The organism is Streptomyces sp. NPDC048419 (assembly GCF_043200415.1).
Classification (GTDB): Bacteria; Actinomycetota; Actinomycetes; order Streptomycetales; family Streptomycetaceae; genus Streptomyces.
This window is the reverse complement of the sequence record NZ_JBICXT010000004.1, coordinates 413,103-431,276: the sequence shown is the minus strand read 5'-3', so window position 1 is coordinate 431,276 and position 18,174 is coordinate 413,103. Positions and strand designations below refer to the sequence as shown.

Annotated in this window: 17 protein-coding genes; 5 read left to right on the top strand and 12 right to left on the bottom strand. The window is 72.2% G+C overall.

The window, feature by feature from the left end:
• Positions 1-192: 192 nt before the first annotated feature.
• From ACGFYN_RS12330 to ACGFYN_RS12315, 4 genes are read right to left on the bottom strand one after another with little or no spacing between them, the layout of a single operon-like run.
• Complete coding sequence (locus ACGFYN_RS12330; protein ID WP_393865723.1) at positions 193-1,104, bottom strand: phosphotriesterase; 912 nt, start codon at positions 1,102-1,104, stop codon at positions 193-195.
• Positions 1,098-1,682 carry a DUF4865 family protein gene (locus ACGFYN_RS12325; RefSeq protein ID WP_393865722.1) on the bottom strand — a complete coding sequence of 195 codons (585 nt, stop codon included), beginning with the start codon at positions 1,680-1,682 and terminating at the stop codon, positions 1,098-1,100. Before ACGFYN_RS12325 ends, ACGFYN_RS12330 begins: the two co-directional genes overlap by 7 nt.
• Positions 1,683-1,693: 11 nt before the next feature.
• Positions 1,694-2,113, bottom strand: coding sequence for a cupin domain-containing protein (locus tag ACGFYN_RS12320; RefSeq protein ID WP_393865721.1), 420 nt, complete (start codon positions 2,111-2,113; stop codon positions 1,694-1,696).
• A gap of 12 nt (positions 2,114-2,125) precedes the next feature.
• Positions 2,126-2,710, bottom strand: a complete 585-nt coding sequence (locus tag ACGFYN_RS12315; protein ID WP_393865720.1) for a TetR/AcrR family transcriptional regulator — start codon at positions 2,708-2,710, stop codon at positions 2,126-2,128.
• A 169-nt stretch (positions 2,711-2,879) separates the two neighbouring features.
• Between ACGFYN_RS12315 and ACGFYN_RS12310 the strand changes: the two genes are divergently transcribed.
• The 3 genes from ACGFYN_RS12310 to ACGFYN_RS12300 are packed head-to-tail and all read left to right on the top strand — an operon-like array spanning position 2,880 to position 6,480.
• Entirely contained in the window at positions 2,880-3,176 is a 297-nt protein-coding gene (locus ACGFYN_RS12310; RefSeq protein WP_393865719.1) for an SHOCT domain-containing protein, read from the top strand.
• Positions 3,173-3,922 carry an ABC transporter ATP-binding protein gene (locus ACGFYN_RS12305; RefSeq protein WP_393865718.1) on the top strand — a complete coding sequence of 250 codons (750 nt, stop codon included), beginning with the start codon at positions 3,173-3,175 and terminating at the stop codon, positions 3,920-3,922. The genes ACGFYN_RS12310 and ACGFYN_RS12305 overlap by 4 nt, the downstream gene beginning before the upstream one ends.
• Positions 3,919-6,480 (top strand): ABC transporter permease, encoded by a 2,562-nt coding sequence (locus ACGFYN_RS12300; RefSeq protein WP_393865717.1) that lies wholly within the window; start codon positions 3,919-3,921, stop codon positions 6,478-6,480. Before ACGFYN_RS12305 ends, ACGFYN_RS12300 begins: the two co-directional genes overlap by 4 nt.
• Positions 6,481-6,596: 116 nt before the next feature.
• On the opposite strand, the gene ACGFYN_RS12295 is transcribed toward ACGFYN_RS12300, so the two are convergent.
• On the bottom strand, positions 6,597-7,127 hold the full coding sequence (locus tag ACGFYN_RS12295; protein WP_393865716.1) for an ATP-binding protein: 531 nt from the start codon (positions 7,125-7,127) through the stop codon (positions 6,597-6,599).
• Positions 7,128-7,383: 256 nt separating this feature from the next.
• Positions 7,384-7,707 (bottom strand): hypothetical protein, encoded by a 324-nt coding sequence (locus ACGFYN_RS12290; RefSeq protein WP_393865715.1) that lies wholly within the window; start codon positions 7,705-7,707, stop codon positions 7,384-7,386.
• Between the two features lie 351 nt (positions 7,708-8,058).
• Here ACGFYN_RS12290 and ACGFYN_RS12285 point away from each other — a divergent pair, with 351 nt between their 5' ends.
• Positions 8,059-9,183, top strand: coding sequence for a PLP-dependent cysteine synthase family protein (locus tag ACGFYN_RS12285; protein WP_393865714.1), 1,125 nt, complete (start codon positions 8,059-8,061; stop codon positions 9,181-9,183).
• Positions 9,184-9,216: 33 nt separating this feature from the next.
• On the opposite strand, the gene ACGFYN_RS12280 is transcribed toward ACGFYN_RS12285, so the two are convergent.
• Positions 9,217-9,687, bottom strand: coding sequence for an SRPBCC family protein (locus ACGFYN_RS12280; protein WP_393865713.1), 471 nt, complete (start codon positions 9,685-9,687; stop codon positions 9,217-9,219).
• 89 nt (positions 9,688-9,776) lie between these two features.
• Positions 9,777-10,595 carry a DeoR/GlpR family DNA-binding transcription regulator gene (locus ACGFYN_RS12275; protein ID WP_393865712.1) on the bottom strand — a complete coding sequence of 273 codons (819 nt, stop codon included), beginning with the start codon at positions 10,593-10,595 and terminating at the stop codon, positions 9,777-9,779.
• A gap of 286 nt (positions 10,596-10,881) precedes the next feature.
• Between ACGFYN_RS12275 and ACGFYN_RS12270 the strand changes: the two genes are divergently transcribed.
• Complete coding sequence (locus tag ACGFYN_RS12270; protein WP_393865711.1) at positions 10,882-13,236, top strand: hypothetical protein; 2,355 nt, start codon at positions 10,882-10,884, stop codon at positions 13,234-13,236.
• Here ACGFYN_RS12270 and ACGFYN_RS12265 read toward each other — a convergent pair.
• The 4 genes from ACGFYN_RS12265 to ACGFYN_RS12250 form a co-directional block, all read right to left on the bottom strand.
• Entirely contained in the window at positions 13,206-15,641 is a 2,436-nt protein-coding gene (locus ACGFYN_RS12265) for a right-handed parallel beta-helix repeat-containing protein (protein ID WP_393865710.1), read from the bottom strand. The genes ACGFYN_RS12270 and ACGFYN_RS12265 overlap by 31 nt on opposite strands.
• 108 nt (positions 15,642-15,749) lie before the next feature.
• A complete protein-coding gene (locus ACGFYN_RS12260; RefSeq protein ID WP_393865709.1) occupies positions 15,750-16,355 on the bottom strand; it encodes a hypothetical protein in 606 nt (201 codons plus the stop codon).
• 233 nt (positions 16,356-16,588) lie between these two features.
• Entirely contained in the window at positions 16,589-17,416 is an 828-nt protein-coding gene (locus ACGFYN_RS12255) for an MOSC domain-containing protein (protein ID WP_393865708.1), read from the bottom strand.
• Positions 17,417-17,467: 51 nt separating this feature from the next.
• Complete coding sequence (locus ACGFYN_RS12250; protein WP_393865707.1) at positions 17,468-17,908, bottom strand: DUF6643 family protein; 441 nt, start codon at positions 17,906-17,908, stop codon at positions 17,468-17,470.
• Positions 17,909-18,174: the final 266 nt, after the last annotated feature.

The following is an 18,174-nucleotide window of genomic DNA, read 5'->3' as shown; positions in this document are numbered from 1 at the left end:
CGGGTCACCGGAGTGGAGCGACGAGGTGCACGCCCGGCGCGGTGAACGCGAGCTGCCCGTCGACCCGTTCACCGCAGGCGTCGCGCCCGGGTCCGGTTCTGACCGAACTAGCCGAGGCCCAGGCCGAGTTCCCGGCCTTCTCGGGCGACCTCGACGCCCTCTGCCGCTGACTCCGTCCAGGTCCCTCCCGTCTCAGCGCCAGTCCGCGGCGAAGGCCCGGCCGGGATTCTCGGTGAGGATGCGGTCCACGGCCTCCTTGCCCAACTCGGCCTCCAGACGCGGCCGCACACGCCGCAGCAGGTACGGCATTCCGGGCCCGCCGTCGACCGACCGCGCCCCGGCGACGACGGTGTCGCCGCCGAGCAGCAGCCGGCGGCCGAACCCGGCCTCCGCCAGGGCCCGTACGGCATCCGGCATGCGCCAGTCGGTGGCGTGATGCGCGCGGGACGGGCCGTCGAAGGCCAGCCAGCAGCCGGCCTCGGCCGCCTGGCGCTGCACTGTGAGGTCGGGGGAGCGGTTCAGGTGCCCGAGGATCACACGTTTCCCCGGAACCCCCAACTCGCCGCACAGCAGGTCCAGTACGTCGAGCGCGCCCGTGCCCAGCTCCAGGTGGACCGCGATCGGCGCCCCCGTCGCGTGGTGGGCGTCGGCCGCGGCGGTCATCGTCCAGCGGGCGTGCGCATCCAGGGCGTGGAAGCCGCCCGCGACCTTGATGAGCCCGGCGCGGACCCCCGACGTACCGATTCCCTCGGTGAGTTCCGAGACGAACACCTCGGCGAGGTTTCCGCGCACCTCCTTGAGCAACTCCGGCGCGTAGTGGGCCGCCTGGTGCAGTCCGGTCGCGCACACCACGTGCACACCGGTCGCCCGGGACAGCGCGGGCAGGTCGGCGGCCCGCCGCCCCATCCCGTACGGCGTCCACTGCACGACGGCCGTCCCGCCCACCGCGCCGAACGCCTCCAGTTCGGCCCGCGCGGCGCGGGCGTCGTTCAGCTCCTGGCCGGGCAACTGCGGGCTGCTGATGAAGAGATGGTCGTGCGCGTCGGTCACGCCCAGCTCCTCGGGCCGTATGTCGCCAAGCACCGTACGGACGCCGCTCACCACTGCCTCCCGCGCGGCAGCCGGTCCCGCCCCGGGGCCGACATGTGCAGCACCTCGAAGACGTCGCCGTCGGCCTTGGGCGTGTCGTGCTCCCAGAGCGAGAAGTGGACGAGCTCCCAGCGGCTCGTGTCCACGGCGGCGGCCGACAGGACGGCCCCGTCCTCACCGGCCAGCCGCTCGACCTCGGCCACCGCCTCCGCCATCAACTCGGCCAACTCCAAGCCGTCCGGGACGGATCGACGCCGCCGCACCGCGAACCGCGCCGGTGACCCGGCGGCGCCGCCCTCCTCGTAGGCGAGACCGCTCCACTGCCGGACCGACGGCCGTCCGAAGTCGTTGCTGAGCCCCTGGAAGGCTCCGCCCCACAGGAAGGCGTTCATGCCCTTCATGGTGTTCCAGAGGTAGAAGGGCGCGTACTGGTTGACCGGCGAGCCGTTCACCCCGCGCTCGCGCAGCAGATAGGTCTTGAAACCGAGGCCTTCCCAGTCGTCGAGCAGATGCCCCACGCGGGCGACGCGACCGCGGACGATGCCCATGTCGTAGTCGGCGGGCAGGGTCAGCTCGTACTGCATGGCGTGCATCGGATGCCTCCTCAGGCGGGGGTGTCCGGCGAACCGCCGGCGGGGTATTCGTCCGGGCCGACGTGCGCGTCCCACTCCGTGGTGGTGCCGTCCTTCGCGGCCTCGACGACCGCGAGGTGCGTCATGAAGGTGCGCGGCCCGGCGCCGTGCCAGTGCCATTCGTCCGGCACGATCCACACGGTGTCGCCCGCGCGGATCGCCTCGACGTCACCGCCCTTGCGCTGCACCAGCCCCTCGCCCTCCAGGACGTGCAGGACCTGGCCGCGCGGATGGCGGTGCCAGGCGGTGTGTGCGCCGGGCGTGAAGTGGACGTTGAACACGCGCAGTCGGGACGGGGCCGCGGGCGCGGCGATCTCGTCGAGCCACACCGAACCGGTGAAGTTCTCCGCGGGACCCTGCTGCGTGTCGGGACGATTGCTCGTGATGTGCACCTGTGTGTGCTCCTATCGGGGGGCGAGAAGGGACAACAGGCCCCGGACACCGGCGTCGAAGGCCGTGGGTGAGCCGGAGGCGCGGGCCAGGACATAGCCGCCCTGGACGGTCGCGAGGACGGTCGCGGCGATCTCCTCGCCGTCCAGCGACGGCGCGAACTGCCCCTGCTCCTTGCCCTCTTCGACGATCCCTGCGATCAGTTCGCGGATCGCGTCGAGCGTCTCGTCGACCGGCGCCCGGAGTTCGGTGCTGGCGATGACGTCCGGATCCATCGTCAGCCGCCCCACCGGGCAGCCGCGCAGCACGTCGCGCTCGCGCCGCAGATACGCCTCGATGCGCTCGTAGGGCGTCCCTGGCCCGCGTAGTACTCCCTCCGCGGTAGCGCGCAGTTCCTCGGCCGTCCGCCGGATCGCGGCCAGCGCGAGATCGGGCTTGCCCTTGAAGTGGTGGTACATGCTGCCCTGCCCGGCGCCCGAGCGCTCGAGGATCGCCTTGGGGCTGGTGCCCACGTAACCGCGCTCCCACAGCAGCTCCCGGGTGGACTCGATCAACCGCTCCGACGTGCTCTCCGAGGTACTCACGCAGTCACTGTACATACTAGTAGTTACAGAAGTCGAGGTCTTTGGAAGCAGCGCAAACGGCCCCGCGTACTCCCCGGGAGGTACGCGCAGGGCCGCTGGCCGTACGACGACCCGGACCCCTCTCCGGCGGGAGCCTCGAGACATCACCGGAACACCGGAACACCCATCTGGGAGATGACTCGAGATGCAGACACTCGCGAACTGGCACGGTGACGGCCCCGGGCCCTGGATCCTCTTGTTCCCGCTGATCTGGGCGGCGGTCGTGGTCGGCGCCGTGACGCTGCTGCGCCGCACCGTGTGGCGCGGACGCGGACGCGGAGGCCCGTGGCGCGCCATGGCGGACGGCCGCCCCACCGGCGACTCGCCCATCGCCGTGCTCGGCCGCCGCTTCGCGTCCGGCGAGATCGACGAGGACGAGTACTGGCGCCGGCTGTCCGTCCTGGACGAGCAGTTCGGCCGTACGAAGGGTGGTGCGGCGTGACGACCGCGACCACCGTGCGGACGGCCGCCCGCGTCGTCGACGCCGTGAAGGTCTACGGTCGCGGCGACACCGAGGTGAGGGCCCTGGACGGGGTGAGCGTCGACTTCCCGGTCGGCCGCTTCACCGCGATCATGGGGCCCTCGGGCTCCGGCAAGTCCACCCTGATGCACTGCGCGGCCGGCCTGGACACGCTCACCTCTGGCGCCGCCTACGTCGGCGACACCGACCTGGGCGGCCTCGACGACCGCCGCCTCACCCTCCTGCGCCGCGACCGCGTCGGCTTCGTCTTCCAGGCGTTCAACCTGGTGCCCACGCTGACCGTCGCCGAGAACATCACGCTGCCGCTGGACCTGGCGGGCGGGAACGGCGACCCGGAGTGGATCGACGCGCTGATCGACGTCGTCGGCCTGCGCGACCGACTGCACCACCGGCCCACCGAACTCTCCGGCGGTCAGCAGCAACGCGTCGCCGTGGCAAGGGCGTTCGCCGGGCAGCCGGACGTCGTCTTCGCCGACGAGCCCACCGGCAACCTCGACTCCCGCTCCGGCGGCGAGGTCCTCGGCCTGCTCGGCCGGGCCGTGCGCCAGACCTCCCGCACGGTCGTCATGGTCACGCATGACCCCGTGGCCGCCGCCCACGCCGACGAGGTCGTCTTCCTCGCCGACGGACGCCTGGTCGACCGGATGGAATCCCCGACGGCCGACAAGGTCCTGGACCGTATGAAAGCCTTCGAGGTGCCCTCATGAACGCCGCCGTACGTCTGAGCGTGTCCTCCCTGCGCGCCCACAAACGACGCTTCGCCGGGACCTTCCTCGCCGTGTTCCTCGGCGTCGCCTTCCTCGCCGGCACCCTCGTCATGGGCGACACGCTGCGCGCCAGCTTCGACTCGATGTTCGGCAGCGCCACCAGCGGCACGGACGCCGTGGTGCGCAGCGCCGACGCCATCACCACACCCGGCGACAGCCAGGGCGTACGCCAGCCCGTCCGTACGGATCTGGTGAGCACCCTCGACGACGTGCCGGGTGTCGCGGCCGCCGCACCCGACATCGAGGGCGCCGGCCAACTCGTCGGCAAGAACGGCAAACCCATCGGCGGACAGGGCCCGCCCACCCTCGCCGGCAACTGGATCACCGACACCGAGCTCAACCCGTACCAGCTCGCCGAGGGCCGCGCCCCGCAGAAGTCCGGCGAGGTCGTCGTCAACCGCGGCGCCGCGAAGAAGGGCGACCTGAAGATCGGCGACACGACGACGCTGCGCACCCCCGACCCGGTCAAGGTGACCGTCGTAGGCCTCGCGACCTTCGGCGGCGAGGACGGCATGGCGCAGGTGACCTTCACCGGCATGACCCGCGCCGACGCCGAGAAGTACCTCACGGCCAGGCCCGGCGAGGCGGCGAGCATCAAGGTGCGCGCCGGACCCGGTGTGAGCGAGAAGGAACTCGTCGACCGGCTGACGCCCGTGCTGCCCAAGGGCGTTGAGGCCATCACCGGTCAGGCGTCGGCCCAGGAGAACACCGACATGATCTCCAGCCAGTTCCTGACCATCTTCACCACCTTCCTTCTGGTGTTCTCCGGCATCGCCCTGCTGGTCGCGACGTTCTCCATCCACAACACCTTCGCGATCGTCGTCGCCCAGCGCACCCGCGAGAACGCCCTGTTGCGGGCCCTCGGCGCCTCCCGCCGCCAGGTCACCGCCACCACCCTGGCCGAGGCCACCGTCGTCGCCGTGACCGCCTCGGTCGCCGGTCTCGCGGGCGGCATCGGCATCGCCGCAGGGCTCCAGGCGCTGTTCCCCGCCATCGGATTCCCCTTCCCCGACGGCAACTTGGTGATCAGCGTCCTGTCCATGGTGCTGCCGCTCGCGGTCGGCATCGTGGTCTGCCTCGGCTCCGCGCTGCTGCCCGCCGCACGCGCCGGCCGCACCGCCCCGCTGGCCGCGTTGCGCGAGACGGCCGTCGACGCCTCCGGCGCCTCCCGCACACGCGCCGTCACCGGCATGGGCCTCGCCGCCCTGGCCGCCGCCACCACGCTCAGCGGGGTCCTGGTGTCACCGTCCCTGTGGATGGCGGGACTTGGCGCTGTGCTCGCCCTGGCGTCCTTCGTGGTCCTCGGCCCGGTCGCCTCCAACACGGCCGTACGCATCCTCGGCGGCCCCCTCGGCAAGCTCCGCGGCGTCACCGGCGGCCTCGCCCGGCGCAACGCCCTGCGCAGCCCCAAGCGGACCGCCGCCACCGCGAGCGCCCTGATGATCGGAGTCGCGGTCGTCTCGCTGTTCACCGTCTTCGGCGCCTCGCTGAAGGCGACCATGGACCAGACCGTGTCCCGGTCCTTCGCCGGTGACGTCGCCGTCAGCACCCCGTCGTTCGGCGCGGGCGGCAGCGGTCTGAGCCCGCACCTCGCCGGCGCGATCCAACAGCTTCCCGAGGTCGACACGGCCGTAGGACTCGGCCGGGGAGTCGCCCAAGTGGACGGTAAGGGGCGGGCCTTGACCGTCACCGACCCCGTCGCCCTGGAGCGCACCTTCGACCTGGGCAAGGTCGACGGCTCCCTGCGCGACCTCAGCACCGACGGCATCGCCGTCACCAAGGCGCAGGCCGACAAGCAGCACCTCACCACCGGCGGGAAGGCCCAACTCACCTTCACCGACGGCAAGAAGCAGACCTTCACCGTCCGCGCGGTCTACGGGCAGTCCGAACTCGCCGGCGACTACGTCATCACCCGCGCCGCCTGGGCCCCGCACCGCACCCAGGACTCCGACACCCTGGTCGCCGTCTCCTTCAAGGACGGCGTGAGCACGGACGCGGGCAAGGCCGCCGTGCAGAAGGTCACCGTGCACTACGGCAGCCCCGAGGTGCAGACCCGCGACGACTACGCGCAGTCCTCGGCCGGCGGCATCGACATGATGCTCACCCTCGTCTACGCCCTGCTCGCCCTCGCGGTCCTCATCGCCCTGCTGGGCATCGCCAACACCCTGACCCTGGCGATCCACGAACGCACCCGCGAGCTGGGCCTGCTCAGGGCTGTGGGCCAGACCCGTTCGCAGCTACGGGCCATGGTGCGCTGGGAGTCGGTGCTCGTCGCCGCCTTCGGCACGGTCGGCGGCCTCGGCCTCGGCGCCTTCCTCGGCTGGGTCCTGGTCAAGGCCTCGGACGGCGCGAGCGACAGCGCCTTCGCCTTCGCGATCCCGCCCGTACAGCTCGCGATCGTAGCCCTGGTGGGTCTGGTGGCAGGAGCCCTCGCGGGCTGGCGCCCGGCCCGGCGGGCGGCGCGGTTGGACGTACTGCGCGCCATCGCCACGGAGTAACTCCGGGCACCTACAGGGGCTTTGGGGTTGACGGTCGATGGCGTCGACGGTGCGGGCCCGCCGACCTGCACTGCGGCCGACGCGCCGCCGAAGGCGATCGACCGGTCACCGCCCGGTCAGCCGGCAACGGCGGACCGGGCGGGAGCATGTGCGGACCTGTGGCCGTCGACGGCGTGCTCGACCTCCACGAAGCGGCGGGCCGGCTTCTCGGCCGTACTGCGCTGAGGGCGGGCCGGCGGCGCGACCGGCGCCGGGGTGGTGGGCAGCGTGAACCAGACGACCTTGCCCGACTCGCCGTCCGGGCGCACGCCCCAGCTCTCGCTCACCGCGGCCACCATGGCCAGCCCGCGCCCGGTGGTGGCCGACGACTCCACGTCCCGGACCTCGGGCAGCCGGGGGTCGTGGTCCCGCACCGAGACCATGAGCCGGTCCAGCAGCAGCTCTATCTCCACGGTGCACACCTTGTCGGGCTGGGCATGCAGGTGGACGTTGGTCAGCAGTTCCGTCACACCGAGCGCGGCCCGGTCGATGAGCGAGTCCATATGCCAGTAGCGCAACTGCGCAGAGACGATTCTGCGGACCTGGCCGATCCGCGACGGCAGGGCTTGCAGCTCTACCGTGCAGTGCCTGCTTGGGTGACTGATCACGGCTGCGACTCCCCGACTGAAGAGGTCCGGAAGAACACGGAAGACGGATCCAGCAGAGCCTGAGTGGAACGGCTGCCTGCTGTCGTGCCCGGCGGCTGGTTCGCAGCGTTATCGCCGGTAAACCCAGAGTGACGTGAGACCAGCGTGACGCAGGGGGCGCGGTAGCGCAACTCGCCGTCGGCTGAGCCGATCGGAGGGTGCGGTCCGCCGCCGCGGTCCCCGGCAGCCGTCCCGGGTCGTGGTCCCGGAGGGCCTTTCAGGCGCCGCGCCCCGCGGCCTTGCGCACGGCCTCGATGAACCGGCGTGCGGCAGGCGGCCCCGCCTCGCCGGGTGCCGGGTCATGGTCGCCCAGGGTCAGCAGATAACGCTTGCCGTTGAGGTCCGCGAGCGCCCGGTCCTCCGCGGCGAACCAGGGTTTTGAGGCGCGCACCGCCTGCACCGGCGCACTGTCGATCTCGGTGCCGTAACTGGTGAGCAACGCGAGCCTGCCGTCGCTGATCCGGACCTGCCCGGCCCGGGTGAGCGAACGCAGCCGTTTGCCGATCCGCACCCCCGTGGCCGTGAACTCCGGCTCCGCCATGCCGCCGCCCCCTTGTGCGCGTCCGGTGCGCTGGACCGAGTGCCTGGGTGGGGCATGATCCAGCTCGTGTCGAGGTCCAGTGTGCGCCCCCGTCCGGTGCGGTTCGCCCGCACCCGCGGTGCAGTCTGCACGCACCCGGCGTCGAGCACCAGTACGCACGGCACGCTCGGCCTCGGCGCACGGAGCACTCGCGCGAATGCGCCCCCATGCCCGCCATCCCTGGGCCCAAGGCGGTTCTTTGGGGCGCCCAAAGGTGCGTTTATGCAGGTGAGAAGCGTGTGGAAGGTGCTTATGATCGATGCGTCGGCCGCGCGACGCGCCGTCGGCGCCCAGCGTAAGGAGCACCCCGTCGTGAGCACCCCCCAGCAGACCCGGTCCGGCGAGACCCTCGACGTCGACCACAGCGACGCGGCCTACCGCGACTGGCTGAAAGATGCCGTCCGCAAGGTCCAGGCCGACGCCAACCGCTCGGCCGACACCCACCTCCTGCGCTTCCCGCTGCCCGAGAAGTGGGGGATCGACCTGTACCTCAAGGACGAGTCGACCCACCCGACCGGCAGCCTCAAGCACCGGCTCGCCCGCTCGCTCTTCCTCTACGGCCTGTGCAACGGCTGGATCCGGCCGGGCCGCCCGGTGATCGAGGCGTCCAGCGGCTCGACGGCCGTCTCCGAGGCGTACTTCGCGGGACTGATCGGCGTCCCCTTCATCGCCGTCATGCCGCGCACGACGAGCGCCGAGAAGATCCGCCTGATCGAGTTCCACGGCGGGCAGTGCCACTTCGTGGACGACTCACGCAGGATGTACGAGGAGTCGGCCCGCCTGGCGGTGGAGAGCGGCGGCCACTACATGGACCAGTTCACCTACGCGGAACGGGCCACGGACTGGCGCGGCAACAACAACATCGCCGAGTCCATCTTCCGCCAGCTGGAGCTCGAACGGTTCCCCGAACCCGCGTGGATCGTGGCGACGGCCGGCACCGGCGGCACCTCCGCGACCATCGCCCGCTACGTCCACTACACCCAGCGCGACACCCGCATCTGTGTGGCCGATCCCGAGAACTCCTGCTTCTTCGAGGGCTGGACCACCGGCGATCCGGACGTCACCTGCGACTGCGGCTCCCGTATCGAGGGCATCGGCCGCCCCCGTATGGAACCGAGCTTCGTACCCGGCGCCGTCGACCGGATGATGAAGGTGCCCGACGGGGCGAGCGTCGCCGCCGTACGGGCCCTGGAGCGGGCCATCGGGCGCAAGGCGGGCGGCTCGACGGGCACCGGACTGTGGAGCGCGCTGAAGATCGTCGCCGAGATGGTGGCGCAGGGAAGGCAGGGGAGCGTGGTGACGCTGCTGTGCGACCCGGGCGACCGGTATCTGGACAAGTACTACTCGGACGCCTGGCTGGCGGATCAGGGGCTGGACATCGAGCCGTACACGACGGCGATCCGCTCCCTGCTTCAGACGGGCGTGTGGCCCGACTGAGGGCCCGCGGCCGAGGTGCCGGGGCCGAAGCCGCTAGGAGGCGAGGCGCCGGTCCAGTGATGCCATCGCATCTCGGAAGGACCGGCCCAGGCCCGCCCGGGCCGCCTTCAGGACGAGACGGAACGGCGCCGTCCCGTCGGCGGCGAAGGTCCACTGCACGCGCGTGCCGGTGCCGGCCGGAGCGAGGCGCCACTCCTCGGCCAGGGCCCGCATGCCGGGCGCGTTGGTCGTGTCGACGCGGTAGGCGTACAGCTCCGCCTCCTTCGCCGCGAGCACCGTCTCCTCGAAGCGGATGCCGCCCTTGAGCCGCACCTCGCGCCGGGTGCCGTCGTCGAAGGGCCGGGCCAGCGTCACCGCCGCGAACCACTCCGTCCAGCCGGGCACGTTTTCGGCCAGCGCACCGAACACCGCCCCCGGTGCGGCCTTGATCTCCCGTGTGAAGACGAGACGTACGGGCGCGGTCTCGACGAAGTCGAGCCCGACGGAGCGCAGACGGCGAGCCATGGGCGCGAACTCCTCGGCGAGGGATGGTGGTCGACCGGGCGCCATCACGGTAATTGACGGCCCGTCAGTTGTCTGCCCCGCGGCGGGGATCAGTTCTCCGGCTCGCCCGCCACGACCAGCTGGGGAAGGTGCTCGGAGATCTCCTCGCGCGCGTCTCCCGGCAGTCCCGCGTCCGTCACCAGCGTGTCGACCTGCTCAAGGGCCGCGAACGAACTAAGGCCCACCACACCCCACTTGGTGTGGTCGGCGACGACCACGACCCGCCGCGCCGACTGCACCAGGCGCCGGTTGGTCTCGGCCTCCGCGAGGTTCGGCGTCGACAGGCCGGCCTCGACCGATATGCCGTGCACACCGAGGAACAGCACGTCGAAGTGGAGCGCCGCGATCGCCTGGTCGGCCACCGGCCCCACCAGCGAGTCGGAGGGCGTGCGCACCCCGCCCGTCAGCACGACGGTGGCCGCGCCCTGCCGGGGCCCGGTGGTGCGCTGCGCCGCGTGGAAGACGTCGGCCACCCGCACCGAGTTGGTCACGACCGTCAGGTCCGGCACGTCCAGCAGCTGATGCGCCAGCGCGTACGTCGTCGTACCGCCGGACAGCGCGATCGCGGTGCCCGGCGCGACCAGCTGGGCCGCCGAGCGCGCGATGTCCTCCTTGGCCGTCAGCTCCAGGCCCGACTTGGCCTCGAAGCCCGGCTCGTGGGTGCTCGCCTCCACGACCGGTACGGCGCCGCCGTGCACCTTCTCCAGGACGCCCTGGCGGGCCAGCGCGTCGAGGTCGCGGCGCACGGTCATGTCCGACACGCCGAGCTTGCGGGTCAGCTCGTTGACCCGGACCCCGCCCCGGCGCCGGACCTCCTCCAGGATCAGGGAGCGCCGCTGCTCCGCGAGGAGGTTCTGATTCTCACTCACGTACGCTCCGGTCCTTTCGCCTCAAGCCGCCCGACACGCCGCGCACACCTGCTCCGACAAGGACGTTCCTCCAAGCCCCGGTGCGCGGGTGTCCCATCCTCGCACGGGTGGGCACCCGCCACGCCACTGACCCGACGCGCGCATGTCACCGTGGCCACATCTGTTCCCCGCATGTCACCCGGATCGGGGAGATTCCGTGCTCACGGGTGTAAGCGCTGCTCAGAGCGGAGATCCTTGTGCCCGCACGGACACAAGCCGACGGCGCGTCACGGGGGAAGGGCGAACAGTGGAACGTGCGCAGGAACGGGTCTCGACCGACGGCCCCGCCCAGGGGACCGAAACATCCGCAACCGCCCTGGAACTCCTGGTCCACGGCGTGGGCGGCACGACGCCCCAGGAGATGCTCAACGATCCGAGCACGGTGCGGATCACCGGTGACGACACGGCGGCCGTCTTCCGGCGCGCCGAGGACGTCGACGCCGAGAGCAGGCCCGAGGACTACCGGGGCAGGCCGGTGCCGGAGGCGTACGTCTGGTGCAACCTCACCTCCGGCAACAGCGCACGCGCCCTGTGGCTGTTGCTGCTGCCGTTCATGGTCGTCAACCTCGCGCACTGGATGCGCCCCAACACCCACGGCCGCAAACGGACGGTCCGGCTGTACGGGCTGCTGGTGCGGCTCGCCGGGCTGAGCCTGACGGTGCTGCTCGTCGCGGCCGCGTGCGAGGTGGCCCTGGACCTGGCGGCCTGGCAGTGCGCGGGCACGCACGCGTGCGCCGACCGGCACTCCTGGCTGGGCTTCCTGTCGCCCGACGTGTCGCACGACGGCTGGTGGAGCCTGCCGGGCCGCCGCCTCGCGCTCGCGGCCGTGGTGCCCGCCGCGCTCACCGGCCTGCTGTGGTACCTCTCCCGCCGCACCTGGAGCGCCTACGAGTCGGTGCAGCCGATGCCCCACCGGGCCGAACCGGACGAGGACACCAGCCGCAGCGGCCTGGGCAGCCCCGGCTTCTGGTACGGCCGCCGGCTGGTCGCCCGCCTGCGTGCCGCCCACACCGCGGCGGGCCTGCTGACGGTCGCCGCGGCGGTCGGCTCGTCCGCGGCGCGCTACGACCGCACACCCGGCGGACCCACCGCCCTCGACACCCTCGGCCGGCTTCTCCTCGCGGGGATCCTCGCCTCAGCCGTCGTGGTCCTGTGGGTAGTCTGCCGCCGCGGCCGCAGCGAGAACCGCCTCGACCGGCAGCTCGACGGGCATCTCGTACGGCGCCTGCCGCTCGCGGCGCTCGTCCTGCTCCTGCTTTCCGCGCTCTACGCCGGCTGGGAGCGGCCGGGCTGGCACTCGACGGGCCGGCTGCTCGGCGGCGGCATCACCTTCGGCGGTATCGCCGTGGTCCAGGGCGCCCTCGTGATCGCCCTCGCCGTGGTCGCCCGCGTGCTGTACCGCACCCGCCCCGACCGGCGCGCCGCCCTGCACGGCCTGGCCGGCCCGGCCGTCGCCACGCTCGCCTGCGCCCTGGGCGGCGTGATGTCCGGCGGGGTCGCCCAGCGGGTGTCGGACTGGCTGGACGGCACGGGCACCTTCCTCGTCGGCCCGCCGGTCCTGCTGACCTGGCAGGCCTCCGTGATCCCCGTCCTGCTCCTGGTGCTGCTCGCGTTCTGCGGCTGGCTGGGCCGGCGGGCCTGGCTGCTGCGCCGCGCCGAACTGGGCGAGGTGCAACTGGACTACCCCAAAGAGCCCAGGGACGCCGCCCGCACCAGCCGTATCGCCTCCACGCGCGCGCTGGCCACGCTCACCGACCGCGCACCCTTACTGATCGCCGTCGTCGCCGTCACGACCTTGCTGCTGGGTGCCGGAGCCATCGTCGGCGCGACGATGACCGACGAGGCCCCCGCCCCGGCCGCACGGGACGCGTACGCCTTCGTGGACGGAACCGCCCAGACCGCGCAGGCCCTGGGCTCCTGGCTGATCGGCCTGGGCTTCATACTCTTCGTCACCTGGGGCAGGCGCGCCTACAAGGACGCCTCCGCCCGGCGCACCATCGGCATCCTGTGGGACGTCGGCACCTTCTGGCCGCGCGCCGCCCACCCGTTCGCCCCGCCCTGCTACGCCGAACGTGCGGTCCCCGACCTCACCTGGCGGATGGCGACCTGGACACGCGCCACCGGCGGCCGGCTCGTCATCTCCGGCCACTCCCAGGGCAGCGTGCTCGCGGCCGCCGCGGCCTGGCAGCTCAAGCCGTCCGACCGCAAACGGGTCGCCCTGCTCACCTACGGCTCCCCGATCGAGCGCCTCTACGGGCGCTGGTTCCCGGCCCATTTCGGCCCTGCCGCGCTCACCTCGCTGCACCACGACGTCGACTGCTGGCGCAACCTGCACCGGCTCACCGACCCCATCGGAGGCCCCGTCCGGCTGCCCGGCGACTGCGGCCCCGAGGTGGACCGCCCGCCGCTGAAGGACCCCCTCGCCTACGGCCGCACCGCGGCGGACCCCCTGCCGGCGCCGATCCTGGGCCACTCCGACTACCAGGCCGATCCGGCCTTCGCCGAGGAGCGGAAGCGGCTGCTGGCCCGGCTGCGGCCGGAGCTGCCGACCCCGCGGCCAGCGGCGGGCGCTCAGGAGGACTCGGGCAGATCCTCGGCGTAGAGGAGGGTCAGGTCGTCGGTGGTGGGCTCCTCGAACTGGGCGACCCGGCTCGCGTGCCGCTCCACCATCCCCTCGAAGGTCTGGCGGGCGGTGCGGCCGTTGCCGAACGCCGGGCCCTTGGGGATCGCTGTGAAGTACTTCAGCAGGGCCTCGGCGGTGCCCGGCGCGAGCCGGTACTCGTGCTCGTCGGCCTGCTGCTCGACGATCCGCAGCAGCTCGTCCGCGTCGTAGTCGCTGAAGGTGATGGTCCGTGAGAAACGGGACGCCACACCGGGGTTGACCGAAAGGAACCGCTCCATCTCGGCCGTGTAGCCCGCGACGATCACCACGACCGCGTCGCGGTGGTCCTCCATCAGCTTCACCAGGGTGTCGATGGCCTCCCGGCCGAAGTCCCGGCCCGAGTCCTCCGGGGAGAGCGCGTACGCCTCGTCGACGAACAGCACGCCGCCGCGCGCCCGGTCGAAGGCCTCCTGGGTGCGGATAGCGGTCGAGCCGATGTGCTCGCCGACCAGGTCGACGCGGGAGACCTCGACGAGATGGCCCTTCTCCAGCACGCCGAGGGAGGCGAGGATCTCGCCGTAGAGCCGGGCCACGGTGGTCTTGCCGGTGCCGGGCGAGCCCGTGAAGACCAGATGCCGCTTGACGGAGGCCGCCTTCAGGCCCGCCTGCTGGCGGCGCCGGCCCACCTCGATCATGTCGGTCAGCGCCCGCACCTCGCGCTTGACACTCTCCAGGCCCACCAGCGCGTCGAGTTCACCGAGGACGTCCTTCGACGTCCGCGCCGGCGGCTCGGGCTGGGCGACGGCGATCAGCGGCTCCTGTTCGGTGGTGCGCTGGCCGGGGATGGCGCCCAGCAGACCGGGCGACCGGTCGGCCGTCTGCACCGCGGTTTCGGGGGCGGTGGGCGGTGTGAGGCCCGCGCTCTCGTCGCTGGTGCACTCCTCGACGACGGGGCCGGTGCCGGGGGCCGCGTCGCCGCCCTCCGCGAACTCGTAACCGCCGCGCGCGCACCGCTCCGTACGGCACTTCCTCAGCGTCGTACGGCTGCCGTCGATCACGTGGAAGCCGTAACCGCCGCTGCCGGTCACGCGGCAGCCGAGGAAGCTGCCGCGGCCGCCCGCCGACACGTAAAACCCGGCCTCCGCGGGGGAGTCGACCGTGCAGCGCTCGATGGTGGGGTCGGCGCCCTTGGTGACGATCACGCCGGTCTGGGTGCCGTCGATGGTGCAGCTGTTGAGGGTGCCGCCGCTGCCGTGGTCGCGGAACCAGGCGCCCGTCGCGGCGTCCCGGATACGGCAGTCGTCGAGCTGCGCGGTGGCGCCGTCGCTCACCGACACGGCCGTGTTGCGCACTTGGGAGAGGTCGCTGTCGACGACGTCCGCGCGTGAACCGCGGTCGAGCACGAACAGGGCGTCCGGCACGTCGTGGACCCGGCAGGATTCCAGCACGGCCGTGGCGCCGTCGCTGACCCACACCGCCGGGTAGTCGCCGGTGCTGTCGAAGATCTCGCACTGGTTGGCGTCCACGCGCGTGCCCGGATCCCACACCGACAGGCCGTTGCGCCCGAACTGACGCACCGTCGTGCGGGTCAGGGCGAGCACCGAGCGGGAGCGCAGGTCGACCGCGTTCTCCGGGATGTCGTGGATACGGCAGTCGGCCAGGGTGAGCACCGCGTCCGTGTCGAGCGTGACGCCGTCCGCCGTGGTGCGGTGCACATCGCAGTCCGTCAGGTGCGCGGTGGCCCGGCCGGTGATCTGCACGCCGCTGCCCCGGACCTCGTAGATCTCACAACCCAGCGCTTCCACCGCGGTGTTCTCACCGGTCGCGGACAGACCCGCCCCCGCGGCGTGGTGAATACGGCAGCGCTCCAGGCGCGGGTGGGCGCCGCCGCGGACCGCGACGCCCGCCTGGCCGGCGGCCACGACCTCGCACTCCTCGAACACCCCGCCCCCGCCGTCGAGTACGGCCACCCCGATGCCGGACGGGTTGTCGACGGTGCAGCGCCGTACGGTGGGCCGCGCGCCCGCGCGCACCTCGATCCCGGCCGCGGACCGGGTGACGACCCTGATGTCCAGCAGCTCCGGAGTGCCTTCTTCGACCAGCAGGGCGGGCGCCGCCCCGTCCTGGCCCTCCACATGCAGGTCCTGGACCACGGCCGAGGCGCACACCGTCAGCGGCACCCCGTCCGCGGGCGCGATCCGCACCGAACCGGGGGAGCCCTCGGGCCCGCGCAGCGTCACCGACCGCTGCACCACGAGGTTTTCCCGGTAGGTGCCGGGGGCGACGGTGAGGATGTCACCGTCCGCGGCGGCCTCCAGGGCGGCGGCGAGCGACGTGTACTCACCCGTGCGGCGCCGCCACCTCGATGTGCCGGTGTGCGTCACCTGGACCGTGCCCTGTGCCATGGCGCTGCTGTGCCCCCCACCTCGTGTTACGCGGGTTGATGCCGAAGGGATCGGCCGCTCCACCGTAGCGTGCGCGGGGGTGGTGGGTTGACCAGAGCGGGAAGGCCGTCAGCTGCCCGCGCCGGTCCTGCCCCAGTCCGGGCCCGCCTTGTCCCAGGCCTGGTCCCAACGGGCGTACCGGCGACGGGTCATGCGCCAGACGATGAGCCGGCGGCCACCCTCGATGACGCCCGCGGTGAGCATCGCGGCACCGAACCCGGCGAGCACCGCATGCGTCGTCGCCGTCGCCGGGTCCAGCGGCCGGGCCACTATCCGGCCGTGCGGGTCCGTCCATATGTCGAAGTGGTCGCCGCGGTGCGGGGACTTGAGCTCCGCCATGGCGGCGCCGTGGTGACCGGAGCCGTCCGGCGCGGTCCAGTCGGCGATCACGCGGCTGCGCAGATCGCGTGCCGAGGACGTCTCCGGGTCGGTGTCCAGCGGGGAGCGGTCCAGCTGGCGCACCACCGTGGCCGTCACCAGGTGACGGGCCGCGCGCTGATCGCGGACGGACTGCTGGAGGGCGTCCTGGGCGATGCCGCCGACGAAGGAGCCGATCACGGGTGCGGCGACGAGGATCAGCAGCAGCACCACCAAGGCCAGCCAGGCCTCGACCAGATCGCTCGTGCGGCGCAGCGGATTGTGCCGCCAGCGCCAGAGTCCACTGATTGTGCGCACAGTCCCGCACCCCCTTCCCGCTCCGTCTTAACCCCCGGGTGAGCAGTTCACGTGCCGGCCTGGTCGAAGAGAGAGCGAAATCACCCGCTCCACGGCCTCTCATGAACTTCTCACGAAACTCAACGCACGGGCCCCCGGGCCTGGTTCCCGCCTGCGGGACCACGTTCCGATCTTTCCGCGCGGGCCGCTTCGGAGCCGTCGGGCCTGCGGACGAGGACTGTCGGTTGTGGCCGCTAGTCGAGAACCGTCACCGCGTCGCCGACCCGGATCGTACCGGTGGTCAGGGGCACCAGGTTCTGGCCGAAGGCGAGCTTGCCGTCGATGCGGCGGTGGCGGCCCAGCGTGGCGAGCGGCTCCTTGCCCCGTGCGGCGGAGTCCTGGTCGGTGGTGGTCACGACGCACCGCCCGCACATCTTGGTGACACGGAAGGTGACCTCGCCGATGGCGACGCGGGACCAGTCGTCCTCCGCCCAGGCGGCGGTGCCCCGTACCACCACGTTCGGCCGGAACCGGTTCATGGGCAGCGGGCCCTCGGCCGCACGCGGGCCTTGCGCGATCAGGGAGTTGAGGGCGTCGAGCGAGGCGCCGGTGGTGAGCAGCAGTGGATAGCCGTCGGCGAAGCTGACCGTCTCGCCCGGGCGGGCGTACTCGGGGTCCACGGGCCGGCGCGTGGCCGGATCGTCCATGTGTACCAGGCGCACCTCGGCGCCGAGATAGTCACCGCACCAGGCGTGGACGGCCGCGTCCTCGGCGAGGACTCCTTCGACCTTGTCGCCGAAGATCTCCACCGGCACGGTGCCGACCGGCCGGGGCACCGGCACGGTCAGCGGATCCATGCCCGGCGCGGACAGGCGAAGGCCGCCGCCGGGCAGCAACTCGGCGGCGGCAAGCGCAAGGCGCGGCTGCTGACGTTGTGTGACGACCTTTCCCCCGTCGTCGATCAGCGTCCAGCGCCGGTCCCCGGCCAGCCCCCAGGGCTCCACGACGGCGTCCCGGGGCGCGAGGCCCCGGAACGCCTTCACCGGGTAGATGTGTATCGACTGCAGCAGTGCGTTCCCCATGAGGCCATCGTGCCAGGTGACGACGACGGCCAGGAGGGGACCGCGGACGGTTCAGTAACCGCCGCGGTACTGCTGCTGCCCGTAGTACGGATCCTGGTACTGGGTCGGGGCGGGTCGGGGAGCCGCGGGGCGCATGGCCTCGTAGCCCATTCCGGACGGCATCGGCCGTTGCGGCTGCGGCATCTGCTGGCCGGGGTATCCGCGCGGCGCGGAGGCCTGTTGCGGGATGTACGCGGCGGGCGCCTGCTGCAGCGGTGCCGGCTGCTGCGCCTGCGGATAGCCGTAGGAGGTCTGGGCAGAGGGACCCGCCGGAAGGGCGGGAAGTGCTGACGGCAGAGCCGGCAGGTAACTGCCCGGCGTGTCGTAGGCGGCGGGGACCCGGATCGGGGCGATCTGAGGGGTGCCCCGCTCGGCGACCAGCCGGTCGTAGATCGGGGTGTCCGGGAAGGCGGAGTAGTAACCGCCGCCGAAGGTGGAGCGGGGGGAGGTCATGGCTCATAAGTTAAGCCCTCGATGTGCTAGTTGGGGAGACCGATAAGAGGGTTGTTTTCAGTGTCCGCAGTGACGCGGGATCCCCAATGCGAGCGAACTTGGCAAAAAGGGGCGCCGATCGGCGTCTGAATCCTGTAAAGGCCAGCTCGCAGAGGGTTACCGACGGGTCGGTCGCCGGTGATCCTGCGCCGCTCGTGGGAGTTCGCCGTCGCACCGAATAGGTTGTGCGGGAGACAACCCGGAGGGCTGCCGGGACACCGACTGGC